This is a genomic window from Streptomyces sp. V3I7 (genome assembly GCF_030817495.1).
GTDB lineage: Bacteria > Actinomycetota > Actinomycetes > Streptomycetales > Streptomycetaceae > Streptomyces.
Genome location: NZ_JAUSZK010000001.1, coordinates 1706886 through 1719988, shown reverse-complemented (window position 1 = coordinate 1719988; position 13103 = coordinate 1706886). Strand labels below are relative to the sequence as shown.

10 protein-coding genes are annotated in these 13103 nt (G+C 73.1%); 6 read left to right on the top strand and 4 right to left on the bottom strand.

Annotated elements, in window-relative coordinates; genetic code table 11:
• Window positions 1-28: 28 nt before the first annotated feature.
• Both QFZ74_RS08125 and QFZ74_RS08120 read left to right on the top strand, forming a co-directional pair.
• The gene (locus QFZ74_RS08125; protein WP_307620113.1) at window positions 29-799 is read left to right on the top strand and encodes a bifunctional 2-polyprenyl-6-hydroxyphenol methylase/3-demethylubiquinol 3-O-methyltransferase UbiG; all 771 of its coding nucleotides are present in this window, start codon (window positions 29-31) and stop codon (window positions 797-799) included.
• A 279-nt stretch (window positions 800-1078) separates the two neighbouring features.
• Window positions 1079-1468 carry a DUF3040 domain-containing protein gene (locus QFZ74_RS08120; protein ID WP_307620112.1) on the top strand — a complete coding sequence of 130 codons (390 nt, stop codon included), beginning with the start codon at window positions 1079-1081 and terminating at the stop codon, window positions 1466-1468.
• Window positions 1469-1558: 90 nt separating this feature from the next.
• Here QFZ74_RS08120 and QFZ74_RS08115 read toward each other — a convergent pair whose 3' ends face one another.
• From QFZ74_RS08115 to QFZ74_RS08100, 4 genes are all read right to left on the bottom strand, one after another.
• The gene (locus tag QFZ74_RS08115) at window positions 1559-3943 is read right to left on the bottom strand and encodes a DUF3488 and transglutaminase-like domain-containing protein (protein WP_307620111.1); all 2385 of its coding nucleotides are present in this window, start codon (window positions 3941-3943) and stop codon (window positions 1559-1561) included.
• Window positions 3944-3983: 40 nt separating this feature from the next.
• On the bottom strand, window positions 3984-5348 hold the full coding sequence (locus QFZ74_RS08110) for a DUF58 domain-containing protein (protein ID WP_307620110.1): 1365 nt from the start codon (window positions 5346-5348) through the stop codon (window positions 3984-3986).
• On the bottom strand, window positions 5348-6388 hold the full coding sequence (locus QFZ74_RS08105) for a MoxR family ATPase (RefSeq protein WP_307620109.1): 1041 nt from the start codon (window positions 6386-6388) through the stop codon (window positions 5348-5350). Before QFZ74_RS08105 ends, QFZ74_RS08110 begins: the two co-directional genes overlap by 1 nt.
• A 283-nt stretch (window positions 6389-6671) precedes the next feature.
• Window positions 6672-7223: a carbonic anhydrase gene (locus QFZ74_RS08100; protein WP_307620108.1), complete on the bottom strand. Its 552-nt coding sequence runs from the start codon at window positions 7221-7223 to the stop codon at window positions 6672-6674.
• A gap of 424 nt (window positions 7224-7647) precedes the next feature.
• On the opposite strand from QFZ74_RS08100, the gene rsmH reads away from it, so the two are divergent.
• The 4 genes from rsmH to QFZ74_RS08080 all read left to right on the top strand — a co-directional run bounded on the left by rsmH (window position 7648) and on the right by QFZ74_RS08080 (window position 13099).
• Entirely contained in the window at window positions 7648-8604 is a 957-nt protein-coding gene (gene rsmH / locus QFZ74_RS08095; protein ID WP_307620107.1) for a 16S rRNA (cytosine(1402)-N(4))-methyltransferase RsmH, read from the top strand.
• A gap of 33 nt (window positions 8605-8637) precedes the next feature.
• Complete coding sequence (locus tag QFZ74_RS08090) at window positions 8638-9192, top strand: septum formation initiator family protein (protein ID WP_307620106.1); 555 nt, start codon at window positions 8638-8640, stop codon at window positions 9190-9192.
• A gap of 247 nt (window positions 9193-9439) precedes the next feature.
• Complete coding sequence (locus tag QFZ74_RS08085; protein ID WP_307620105.1) at window positions 9440-11389, top strand: penicillin-binding protein 2; 1950 nt, start codon at window positions 9440-9442, stop codon at window positions 11387-11389.
• A 33-nt stretch (window positions 11390-11422) separates the two neighbouring features.
• Window positions 11423-13099 (top strand): UDP-N-acetylmuramoyl-L-alanyl-D-glutamate--2,6-diaminopimelate ligase, encoded by a 1677-nt coding sequence (locus QFZ74_RS08080; protein WP_373462359.1) that lies wholly within the window; start codon window positions 11423-11425, stop codon window positions 13097-13099.
• Window positions 13100-13103 lie beyond the last annotated feature (4 nt).

The window sequence follows — 13103 nt, the reverse complement described above, 5'->3', positions numbered from 1 at the left end:
GCGGTGCCGCGCCGAGGAGCCAACTGCCGTGCCGGACCCGAGCCGTTCTCGCGCCTCCCTCCGTACTGCCGTGGTCCGGGACGTTCTCCAGGACGCCCTGGACCGCCGCGTCAAGGCCACGGGGCGTGACGCGCTGGACGTCCTCGACCTCGGGGGCGGCAGCGGCAGGTTCGCGGTGCCCCTCGCCCACCTCGGCCACCGCGTCACCGTCGTCGACCCCAGCCCGAACGCGCTGTTCGCGCTGGAGCGCCGGGCCGCCGAGGCCGGCGTCGCCGACCGGGTGCGCGGCGTCCAGGGCGACGTCCTCGGCCTCTTCGACGTGGTCGAGCGCGGCAGCTACGACGCGGTGCTGTGCCACGGCGTCCTGGAGTACGTCGACGACCCGGCCGAGGGCATCCGCAACACCGTCGCCGCCCTGCGCCCCGAGGGCGTCCTCAGCCTGCTCGCGGCCGGCCTCGGCGGCGCCGTGCTCGCCCGCGCCCTGGCCGGTCACTTCCGGGAGGCCAAGCACGCCCTCGACGACCCCCAGGGCCGCTGGGGCGCGGCGGACCCCGTGCCGCACCGCTTCACCGCCGAGCAGCTCACCGAGCTGGTCGAGGCGGCCGGGCTCAGCGTCCGGGCCGTGCACGGCGTGCGGGTCTTCGCCGACCTGGTCCCCGGAGTCCTCGTGGACACCGAACCCGGAGCCCTCGACGCCCTGCTCCAGCTGGAGGCCGCGGCGGCCGAGCTCCCGGCGTTCCATTCCGTCGCCACCCAGCTCCATGTGCTCGGCGAGACGCACGGCGCTGCACAGGACTGAGCAACCGCCCCCGTCACGCCCCTGATCAGGGCCTCGGCGGCACATGGACTACAGCACACGCCCCCCGATCGAGGGGTTTGCGCCGTATGATCGAGGGAGACCGCCCGGCATGACGGGGCGGCCGCAGGGGAATGGAAGCCTCAGCGAGCCGGGTCCGTCGTGGTGGGTTCTGGTTGGCCAATTGGCGCAGAGGGGCGGGTTTCACGGGGGCGATTCCCTGCCTATCCTTAAGGGACCCCCGGGTCGCCGCCCCGGCGACTGCACGATGAGGAGGACTCCGTGCCGCTCTCGGAGCACGAGCAGCGCATGCTCGAGCAGATGGAGCGAGCGCTGTACGCCGAAGATCCCAAGTTCGCGACAGCGCTTGAGGGAAACGGGCTGCGCACGCACACCCGGCGACGGGTCTATCAGGCAGGCGCCGGATTCCTCGTGGGTATCGCGCTCCTCATGGCCGGAATGGTCGCGCAGCAGATCTGGGTCAGCGTGGTGGGCTTCCTCGTCATGCTGGGGTGCGCGGTACTCGCCGTCACAGGCTGGCGCAAGGCTCCGAAGCCGGGCGAGCAGCCCGCGGGCACCCCGCACACCCGCCGTCAGGCACGGCAGCGACGCTCCATGATGGACCGCATCGAGCAGCGCTGGCAGCGCCGCCGCGACGAACAGGGCCACTAGCGCCCACCAGCGCATCTCTGGACAAGCACGAGGGGTGACCACCCGGTCCGGGTGGTCACCCCTCGGTCGTGCTCGGCGCGCCGGGCGTTCTCAGCCGCGCTGTCCGAACGGATTGCGCAGGACCGGCCGGGCCGCCGCCGCCCGCTCCATGAGCGACGCCCACCGGGCCGACACCGCCCACAGCACCCGGACGCACGACCGTGGGGCCAGCCGCGCGCGCAGCCGCGTACGCTCGCCGACCGCGCCGGTCAGGCCGCCGATCACCTGGCGCGCGTCCTCCGCGAGCCCGGCAACCGGCCGCGGCCGCGGCGCGTACAGCACCTGCTCCACGGCGTCCGCCAGCCGGTGCGCGGCGGAGGCGGCCGCCGGATCCAGTTGGCCGAGCCGGACGATCCGGTCGGCCGCCTTGCGCGGGGTCCGCGAGTCGTCCGGCGGGATGCCGACGTCCCAGGCCGTGTCGGTGACCTCCTGCCAGACCGCCAGCGTGTGGGCCGCCGCGCCCTCGTCCGTGCGGGCGTGCGCGCCCAGCCGTACGGCCCGCAGCCTCCTGCGCCACAGCATCGGCAGCAGCGGGACCACCACGACCGCGAGCGCGCCGAGGGTCCACAGCACCGGCTCCCACCACCGCGGGCCGCTCCCGCCGGACCCCGCCCCGACCTGCGCCGACGGGCCCCCGCACTCCTCCAGCTTCCGCCGCATCGCCGTACAGCTCTCGCTCGCCGACGCCGACACCGAGGGCTCCACGGAGGCGCCCCGCGACGGACGGGCCGGGTCCGGGACACTGCTCCCGGGCGCCTCCCGCTGCGTGTACGCCGGCGCGTCGCCCCGGGTCGGAGTCGGCTCGAAGCGGGTCCAGCCGATGCCCTCGAAGTACAGCTCGGGCCACGCGTGCGCGTCCTTCAGACCGACCGACACCGTGCCGTCCGGCTGCGGGGAGCCGGGCGCGAAGCCGATCGCGACCCGGGCCGGGATGCCCAGCGTGCGGGCCATCGCGGCCATCGTGAACGAATAGTGGATACAGAAGCCCTGCTTCTTGCGCAGGAAGGTCGCTATCGCGCCCGGGCCCCGGCCGACGGCCACCTCGGTGTCGTACTGGAAGCCGCCGTTCACCGCGAAGTAGTCCTGGAGCGCGACCGCCTGGTCGTAGTGGCTGCGGGTCCCCTCGGTGACCTGCCGGGCGGTTCTGGCCACCACCGGCGGCAGCGAGGGCGGCACCCGCGTGTACGCGTCCACCAGCTCCGCCGACGGGTTCGGCGCGTCGGCCAGTTGCTCGGCGGTCGGCTCCACGGTCAGGCTGCTCACGTCGTACGTCGCGCCGCGCGTGGTCTGGCCGTGGTCGCCGACCAGCGTCATGCCCTCCGGCTCATAGCGCCAGCGGCCGCCGATCCTCACCTCGCTCGGCGGGTACGGCATCGGCAGCCAGTCCTGCGCGTACCAGTCCGCCGCCTCGATCGAGGTGCGCACCGGCGTGCGCTTGACCGCGGGACTCAGACCGGCCGGGGCCGGGAACGGATGGGGGACGCCGGTGATGCGCCGCCGGGACGGCTTCCAGGTGGTGCCGTCGAAGTCGTCCAGGGAGACGATGCGCAGATACAGGTGCGAGATGTCGGTCGACGTGGTCCTGAGGGACAGCACCTGGCGGTCCTCGTCCGCGTTCAGGCTGTCGCGCAGCGAGACCAGCGGGTTGACCGCGGAGATCGTGTCGCCGGAGCCGTTGTCCGCACCCCCGGCGGTGCCCGCGTCGCCCAGCAGGCCGCCCTGCATCGCGGGCAGGAGGAACGGCACGAACAGGGCGAGGCCCAGCGCGGCCGCGCCGATGCGCCGCCCGGTGCGGGCCGGGGCCGCCACGTCGGGCGCCGGATCACCGGGAGCGCGGGGCGCCGTGCCGAAGACCCGGCCCCACTGCGCGAGCCGGTCCCGGCCCTCGGCGAGCAGCAGCATCAGATAGCCGCCCGCCGCGACCAGGAACCACAGCCAGTCGGCGCCGCTGCCGTTCAGGCCCGCCGCGACGGAGTACAGCGCGAGCAGCGGCAGCCCGGCGGGGGCCGCGCTGCGGAAGGACACCGTGAGGGTGTCCACCAGCAGCCCGATGACCAGGACACCGCAGAGCAGCATCAGCCGGATGCCGTCCGACAGCGGCGCCGGCGTCGCGTACCGGCCGACGTCGTCCGCACCCTGGACGAACAGGGAACCGAAGTGGCCGAGGGCCTCCGGACCCGGGATCACGCCGACGATCGCGTGGCCGCGCGCGAAGAACAGGGTCAGCAGCATCAGCGTGACCAGCACCTGCGCCGCCGCCGTCAGCGTCCGCGCCAGCGGCACCCGGCGGGCCGCCGCGCCCACCCCCGCCTGCACGGACAGCAGGAAGGCCGCCTGGATGATCCATGTCGCCGGGGAGACCAGCGGCAACAGGGCGCAGGCCGCCATCATCGTCGCCGCCACGGCACACACCGCCAGCCGCGCACGCCCGCTCATGCCCACCCCTCCTGCCCCCGCCACGACCCCGCCCCCACGCTCAACTCCGTGCCTCCCCGCCGCCCACCGCGGCCACTCCTGTGCCCTCGCGCTCCGCCCGACGCCACAGGTCGGCCAACGCGGCACCGCGCGGCACGCTCAGCGCCGTCCAGCCGGCCTCGCGCAGCAGACGCAGAGGATCCGCGGCCGGGTCCGGCATCTGATCCTCCGCCGCCCCGCGCACCCAGGTGTCGCTGTCCAGGACGAAGGCGACCGCGGCCCCGCTGCGCCGCCGCATCCTGGCGACCACCGTGGCCTGTTCCTCGTCGAGACTGCCGAGGAACGCCACCAGCAGCCCCTCGTTGCCGCCGCGCAGCACGTCGTACGCGCGCGACAGGCCGGTGCCGTCCGAGTGGTCGACCACGGCGAGGGTGTCCATCATCAGCCCGGCCGCGTCCGCCGTGGCCTCGCCCGAGAACCCCTCGGCGCCCTCCCCGGGCACCGAGCTGCCGGTGTCCGTCAACAGCCGTACCGTGAAGCCGCGTTCGAGCATGTGGACCAGGACGGACGCCGTGCCCGACACCGCCCACTCGAAGGCCGACTCCGGGCCCGCGCCCTCGAACGCGACGCCCCGGGTGTCGAGGAGCACCGTGCAGCGGGCGCGCTGCGGCTGCTCCTCGCGGCGCACCATCAGCTCGCCGTAGCGCGCGGTGGAGCGCCAGTGCACGCGGCGCAGGTCATCGCCGTGGCGGTACTCGCGCGGGATCACGTCGTCCTCGCCGGCCAGCGCCAGCGCGCGCTGCCGCCCATCGCCGTACCCCTTCGCCTCGCCGCCGAACCGCACCGGCGGCAGCGCCGCCACGCGCGGGACGACGGTCAGGGTGTCGTACGCCGAGAAGGAGCGGGTCAGTTCGCACATCCCGAACGGGTCGGTCAGCCGCAACTGGAGCGGGCCCAGCGGATAGCGGCCGCGCAGGTCCGAACGGACCCGGTAGGACACCTCGCGGCTGCCGCCGGGCTCGACCCGGTCCAGGACGAAGCGGGGGCGCGGACCGAGCACGTACGGCACCCGGTCCTGGAGCATCAGCAGACCCGTGGGCAGCCGCGAGACGTTGTCCATCCGCAGTTGCACCCGGGCGTCGCCGGCCGCGGGCACGCGCGCGGGGGAGAGCCGGCGGGCGGCCGCCACCTGGTAGCGGGTCCGGTGGAGCACGATCACGCAGATCAGCGGCAGCAGGGCCAGCAGGAGCCCGACCCGGAGCAGATCGCTCTGCCCGAGGACGTACGCGCAGATCGCGGCGGCGACCCCGGCCGCGAAGAAGGACCGCCCGCGTGTGGTCAGCCCCGCCAGGGCCGCACGGAAGCCGCCACCCTCCCCGTACTCCCCGCGCTCGGCCTCCGGCTGATGCATCCCCCCGGTGCTCATCACATGCTCCGCCTCGACGGCCGGCCCAGGGCGGACGCGCCCCGGCCGCCCAGCCCGAAGCCGCTGTCCTGATGCGGCGAGGCGGGCACGGAGGTGTTCAGGAGGATCTCCTCGACGATCTGCTCGGCCGTGCACCGGTTGAGCTGGGCCTGCGCGGTGGGCAGCAGCCGGTGCGCGAGGACCGGGACGGCGAGCTCCTGGACGTCGTCCGGCAGCGCGTAGTCCCGGCCGCTGAGGGCCGCCGACGCCTTGGCCGCGCGCAGCAGATGCAGCGTCGCGCGCGGGGAGGCGCCGAGCCGCAGATCCGGGTGCGTGCGCGTCGCGGCGACCAGGTCCACGGTGTAGCGCCGGACCGACTCCGCGACGTGCACGCCGCGCACCGCCTCGATCAGCTTCACGATCTCGTGCGCGTGCGCCACCGGCTGGAGGTCGTCCAGCGGGCTCACCCCGCCGTGGACGTCGAGCATCTGCAACTCGGCGTCCGCGCTGGGGTAGCCGATGGAGACGCGGGCCATGAAGCGGTCGCGCTGGGCCTCGGGCAGCGGGTACGTGCCCTCCATCTCGACCGGGTTCTGCGTGGCCACCACCATGAAGGGGCTGGGCAGTTCGTAGGTCTTCCCGTCGATGGTGACCTGGCGCTCCTCCAGCGACTCCAGCAGCGCGGACTGGGTCTTGGGCGAGGCGCGGTTGATCTCGTCGCCGATCACGATCTGCGCGAAGACGGCGCCCGGCTTGAACTCGAAGTCCCGACGCTGCTGGTCCCAGATGGACACACCGGTGATGTCCGAGGGCAGCAGGTCGGGCGTGAACTGGATGCGCCGCACCGAGCAGTCGATGGACCGCGCGAGCGCCTTGGCCAGCATCGTCTTGCCCACGCCGGGGACATCCTCGATCAGGAGATGCCCCTCGGCGAGCAACACGGTCAGCGAAAGCCGCACGACCTCGGACTTGCCCTCGATCACTCCCTCCACCGACCCGCGAATCCGCTCCACGGTGGCAGTCAGATCAGTGAGGCTCGCTCGATCGTCATAGGTCGTCACCCGGCCCTCCTCGGCCCGCACTTGCCCGGGCCGTCGCTCCGTGCGCGGACCGGCCCTCCCCGAAAACGGGCACCACGCGAGAACGGTTCCGCGTGACGCCTCATCCCGCAATCTTGCCGCCGTTACCGATTCGTGTCACTCGCCTGTGGATAACTGCCCGCACGATGTCGGTCTTGCGGTCTTTTCGACCGTCCGCCGATGCGGTAAGGCGGGGTGTTCCGGGCCAGAGGGAGCGGCTCGGGCCGTCGGCCGGCCCGGGGCGGCCGGGCCGGCCGGGCCGAGGTCAGGAGGCCGGGTCGATCTCGCGCAGCAGACCCGTCTTGACGTCGAACACGAAGCCGCGCACGTCGTCGGTGTGCAGCAGGAACGGCGAGGTGCGCACGCGCTGCATGGACTGCCGTACGTCCTGGTCGACGTCCCGGAAGGCCTCGACGGCCCAGGACGGACGCTGGCCGACCTCCATCTCCAGGTCGTGCCGGAAGTCCTCGGTGAGGGACTCCATGCCGCAGTTGGTGTGGTGGATGAGGACGACGCTGCGCGTGCCGAGGGCCCGCTGGCTGATCGTCAGGGAGCGGATCACGTCGTCGGTCACGACACCGCCCGCGTTGCGGATGGTGTGGCAGTCACCGAGCTGCAGGCCGAGCGCGGCGTGCAGGTCGAGACGGGCGTCCATGCACGCCACGACGGCGACCTGGAGGACGGGACGGGCGTCCATCCCCGGGTCGGTGAAGGCGGCCGCGTACCGCTCGTTGGCCTCTACGAGACGGTTCGTTACGGCGCTGCCGCCTGTTATGGCGTTCTCGGACCCGGCGGGAACTGCTGCAGAAGTCGTCATACTCATGACGTTACTGGTCACGTGCCGTCCGGTCCCGTTGTGAGGGGGGACAAAGAACGTCATCGCGGCCTGTTGTGGGCTACCCCACAGGGTGGATAAAGCTGCGCTGAAAGGGTGTTTCCGGGCGAAATTCGGCGCCGTTCGGGACGGGGCGGGCGACGCGCAGGCCGGTTGATTGACCGTACGACAGGGTGGACTAAAGTGACGCGAAGCGGGAGGCGAGACCCTCCCCGCTGGACTGAATTCCCCCGGAGACCCCGCCACCCGCGCGGTGCGTCTCCCCACGTGCGCGGCGCGTACGTACGGCTCGGCCTCCCCCCGCTCCGGTCGGCTGACGCCTCCGGCGCCGGCAGAGCTCCCCTTCACCGAGGGAGGGCGGGGACCCGGCGGTGCGTACGACCGCGCCGGACCTGAGAGGCCCCCCTTGACCGAGAGTCGACACGTCCCGGTGATGCTCCAGCGGTGCCTGGATCTGCTGGCACCTGCCCTGGAGCAGCCGGGAGCGGTGGTCGTCGACTGCACCCTGGGCCTCGGCGGTCACAGCGAGGCCCTGCTCACCCGCTTCCCGGAGGCCCGGCTCGTCGCCCTCGACCGCGACAAGGAGGCCCTGCGCCTGTCCGCGGAGCGGCTCGCCCCCTTCGGTGACCGGGCCACCCTCGTGCACGCCGTCTACGACGAGCTGCCGGAGGTCCTGGAGCGGCTCGGCATCCCGCGCGTGCAGGGCATTCTGTTCGACCTCGGTGTGTCCTCCATGCAGCTCGACGAGGCCGACCGCGGCTTCGCCTACGCCCAGGACGCCCCGCTCGACATGCGCATGGACCAGACGAGCGGCATCAGCGCGGCCGAGGTCCTCAACACCTACCCAGCGGGCGAACTGGTGCGGATCCTGCGCGCGTACGGCGAGGAGAAGCAGGCCAAGCGGATCGTCGCCGCGATCGTCCGCGAGCGCGAGAAGGAGCCGTTCACCAACAGCGCCCGGCTGGTGGAGCTGATCCGCGACGCGCTGCCGCAGGCGGCCAAGCGCACCGGCGGCAACCCCGCCAAGCGCACCTTCCAGGCGCTGCGCATCGAGGTCAACGGCGAGCTGTCCGTCCTGGAACGGGCGATCCCTGCCGCGGTGAAGGCGCTCGACGTGGGCGGGCGGATCGCCGTCCTGTCGTACCAGTCGCTGGAGGACCGCCTGGTCAAGCAGGTGTTCGCGGCCGGTGCCACGTCCACCGCGCCCCCCGGGCTGCCCGTCGTGCCCGAGCGCTACCAGCCCCGGCTCAAGCTGCTCACGCGCGGTGCCGAACTTCCCACCGAGGAAGAGATCGCCGAGAACCGCCGGGCCGCTCCGGCGCGGCTGCGTGGGGTGGAGCGCATCAGGGAGGACGCCGAGTGAGCGAGTCGGGTCCCCGGACTCACCGGAGGGCAAGTGCGTAGGAAACCCGAACTGCGGGGGAGGGCCGCCCGGCTCGCGCGGCTCCTCCCGAGCGGCTCTGGTCAGGCCGCGCGCACTCCGTTCGTCCTCCTCGTCGTCCTCCTCCTCGGCGGCGGCCTCATCGGGCTGCTGGTGCTGAACTCGGCCCTCAGCGAGGGCTCGTTCCAACTCGACGACCTGCAGAAACAGACCAAGAGCCTCACCGACGAGGAGCAGGCCCTCCAGCGCGGTATCGACGCCTACTCCGCGCCCGACGCCCTCCAGCGCCGCGCCCGCGAACTGGGCATGGTGCCCGGCGGTGACCCCGCCTTCCTCGCCCCCGACGGCTCCGTCAAGGGCGCCCCCAGCCCCGCCGCCCCCCAGTCCGCACCCCGCCCGTCCCAGCCGCCGGCCCCCGAGGCGCTCACCCAGTCCGCCGCGCCGACGCAGTCCCCGGCCGGCCCGTCGCAGCAGCCCCCGGCCGGCCCGGCCCCCGCCGCCTCCTCGTCGGCACGCCCGCAGGCCCCCACCGCCCCGAGCTCCACCCCGCCCACGACACCCGGCAGGTGACGCAAGTGCCCGACAGGAATCCGCCGCGTCGCCGGGTGCCCGGTCCGGCCATGCCGCTCCGCTGCGGAAGCGGCGGCGGGTGTCCGCCGTGCCGCCGTGTGTCCGGTCCCGCGATGCCGCTCCGCCGCGCGAGCGGTGGCGGGCGGCCGGTGGGTTCCGGTGTGCGTCGGGCGGGAAGCAGGGGCCGGAGTGCCTCGGTAACCGCTCCCCGGTTCGCCACGACCCCGACTCCCGGCAGGTGACGCAAGTGCCCGACAGGAATCCGCCGCGTCGCCGTGTGCCCGGTCCGGCCCGTCCTCCGCGGCCTCCCCGTCCCCGTAACGGGGCGCGGCCGGTGCGGCGGCCCGGCGGGGGGCGGCCCCCGGGGCCCCGCAGCCTCCGGCTCGGCAGTCCGCGGCCGCGGCTGCGCATGGTCGGGCTCGGTCTGACGCTGGTGCTGCTCGTCTTCTTCGTACGGCTGCTCCAGGTGCAGGCCGTCGACGCCAGCGCGTACGCCGCCAAGGCCGAGCAGAACCGCTATGTCGTCCACACCATCACCGCCGAGCGCGGCGGGATCACCGACCGCTCCGGGGTGGCCCTCGCGATCAGCGAGGACGCCAACGACATCACCGCCGACCCGACGATGTTCAACCGCAGGCAGCTGGGCATCGACGACGGCCCCGAGCGGGCCGCCGCGCTCCTCGCGCCCATCCTCGGCCAGGAGCAGGCCGACCTGGTCCACAAGCTCCGGCCGAGCAACAAGAACGCACGCTACGTCAAGCTCGCCGCACGCCAGACCCCGCAGGTCTGGAAGCAGATCAAGGACCTGAAGAACGCGCTCGCCCAGAAGGCGCAGCACGACAAGAGCGCCGCCAACGTCCTCGCCGGCGTCTTCTGCGACCCCAGCAGCCAGCGCGTGTACCCCAATGGCGACCTCGCCGCCGGGACGCTGGGCTGGGTCAACGCCGAGGGCAAGGGCGGCGGCGGGATCGAGCAGCAGCTGGACAAGCAGCTGTCCGGCAAGGACGGCAAGGTCCGCTACGCCCAGTCCGGCGGGCGCCAGGTGCCCACCGTGGGCTCCACCGAGACCCCCGCCGTGTCCGGCGCCGACGTCGAGCTCACCCTCGACCGCGACATCCAGTGGGCGGCACAGAACGCCATCAGCGAGCAGGTCAGGAAGTCCAAGGCCGACCGCGGCTACGTGATCGTCCAGGACACCCGCACCGGCGAGATCCTCGCCATGGCGGACTCGCCCGGCTTCGACCCCAACGACCTCTCGAAGGCGAACCCCCTGGCCATGGGCAACGCGGCCCTCCAGGACGCCTTCGAGCCCGGTTCGACCGCCAAGGTCATGTCGATGGCGGCCGTCCTGGAGGAGAACGCGGCCACCCCGTTCACCCACGTCGTGGTCCCCAACCGGCTGCACCGCGGCGACCGGCTCTTCCAGGACGACGTCGACCATCCGACCTGGCACCTCACGCTCAACGGCGTGCTCGCCAAGTCGAGCAACATCGGCACCATCCTGGCCACCGGTCAGCTCGGAAAGAGCCAGCCGGAGGCCAACAAGGTCCTCTCCTCGTACCTGCGCAAGTTCGGCATCGGCGCGTACACGGGACTGGGCTTCCCCGGGGAGACCCGGGGCATCCTGGCGCCCGCGAACACCTGGTCCACCTCGCAGCAGTACACGATTCCTTTCGGCCAGGGCTTCTCCATCAACGCGATGCAGGCGGCGTCCGTCTACTCGACGATCGCCAACGGCGGTGTCCGTATCGCGCCGACCCTCGTGCGCGGCACGCGCGGCGCCGACGGCCGCTTCGCGCCCGCCCCACAGCCGGAGAGGACAAGGGTCGTCAGCGAGAAGACGGCGAAGACCCTCGCCCAGATGCTGGAGTCCGTCGTCGACGACGAGCAGGGCACCGGCATCAAGGCCCGCATCCCCGGCTACCGCGTCGCGGGCAAGACGGGCACCGCCAACCGCGTGGATCCGGCCACGGGCAAGTACCGCGGCTACACCTCCTCGTTCGCCGGATTCGCCCCGGCGGACAAGCCCCGCGTCACCGTCTACTGCGCCATCCAGAACGCCACCAAGGGCAGCTACTTCGGCGGTCAGATCTGCGGCCCCATCTACAAGCAGGTGATGGAGTTCGCGCTGAAGACCCTCCAGGTCCCGCCCACCGGCGCCAAGGCCGCGAACCTGCCCGTCGCCTACAAGCCCTGAGCAGAACGTCGGGAAAGAGCACAGGAACCAGTCGTGACAACGATCACTCCCGAGCCGGGGAACCATTCCGGCTCCACGCCCCCCAGCGCCGGGCGCGGGCCCCTTTTTAGCTCTGGAGCGGGTGAGCCCGGTACGCTCACCGCCGTGCCACACGCTGATCAGTCCCAAACCACCCAGAAGGGCGCTTCCGTGACATATCCGGGACCGCCACGACCGGTTCAGGTCTCCGCCACCCCACTCGCGGAGCTCGCCGATCAGCTGGGTGCCGCCACGCCGGCGACCGCCGCTGCCGTCACGGGTATCACCCATGACTCGCGCGCCGTCCGTCCCGGCGACCTGTACGCCGCCCTCCCGGGCGCCCGCCTGCACGGCGCCGACTTCGCCACCCAGGCCGCCGGCCTCGGCGCGGTCGCCGTGCTGACCGACCCGGCCGGCGCCGAACGCGCCGCCGCGACCGGACTGCCGGTCCTGGTGGTCGACGACCCGCGCGCGGGGATGGGCGAACTGGCGGCCACCATCTACGGCCGGCCGGGCCGCGATCTGCTCCAGATCGGGATCACCGGCACCTCCGGCAAGACCACCACCGCCTACCTCGTCGAGGGCGGCCTGCGTACGGCCCGGTCCACCGGACTGGTCGGCACGGTCGAGATGCGCATCGGCGACGAGCGCATCAAGTCCGAGCGCACCACCCCCGAAGCCACCGACCTCCAGGCCCTGTTCGCCGTCATGCGCGAGCGCGGGGTCGAGGCGGTCGCCATGGAGGTCTCCAGCCACGCGCTGGTCCTCGGCCGGGTCGACGGCTGCGTCTTCGACATCGCGGTGTTCACCAACCTCAGCCCGGAACACATGGAGTTCCACTCCGACATGGAGGACTACTTCCGGGCCAAGGCGCAGCTGTTCACCCCGCGCCGCAGCCGGCTCGGTGTGGTCAACCTCGACGACGAGTACGGCCGCCGGCTCGCGCGGGAGGCATCCGTCCCGGTCGTCACCTTCTCCGCGGAGGGCCACCCCGACGCCGACTGGCGCGCCGAGGACGTCGAGGTCGGTCCGATGGACTCGACGTTCACCGTCATCGGCCCCGAGGGCCAGTGCATCGCGGCCAAGTCGCCGCTGGCGGGCCCCTTCAACGTGGCCAACACCCTCGCCGCGATCACCGCCCTCGCCGCCTCCGGCCTCGACGCGCAGAGCGCCGCCGACGGCATCGCCGCCGTCCCCGGCGTACCGGGCCGGCTGGAGCGGGTGGACGCCGGGCAGCCGTACCTCGCCGTCGTCGACTACGCCCACAAGACCGACGCCGTCGAGTCGGTCCTCAAGGCGCTCCGCAAGGTCACCAAGGGGCAGCTGCACATCGTGCTCGGCTGCGGCGGCGACCGCGACCAGACCAAGCGCGCCCCGATGGGCGCCGCCGCGGCCCGGCTCTCCGACACGGCCGTACTGACCTCCGACAACCCCCGCTCCGAGGATCCCCTCGCGATCCTCGCCACCATGCTCCAGGGCGCGGCCTCCGTGCCCGCGCACGAGCGCGGAGAGGTGCTCCTCTTCGAGGACCGGGCCGCCGCCATCGCCGCCGCCGTCGGCCGGGCCCAGCCCGGCGACACCGTGCTGGTCGCGGGCAAGGGCCACGAGCAGGGCCAGGACATCGCCGGAGTGGTCCGTCCCTTCGACGACCGCCAGGTGCTTCGCGAAGCTATCCAGAAGACCCAGGGATGAACTT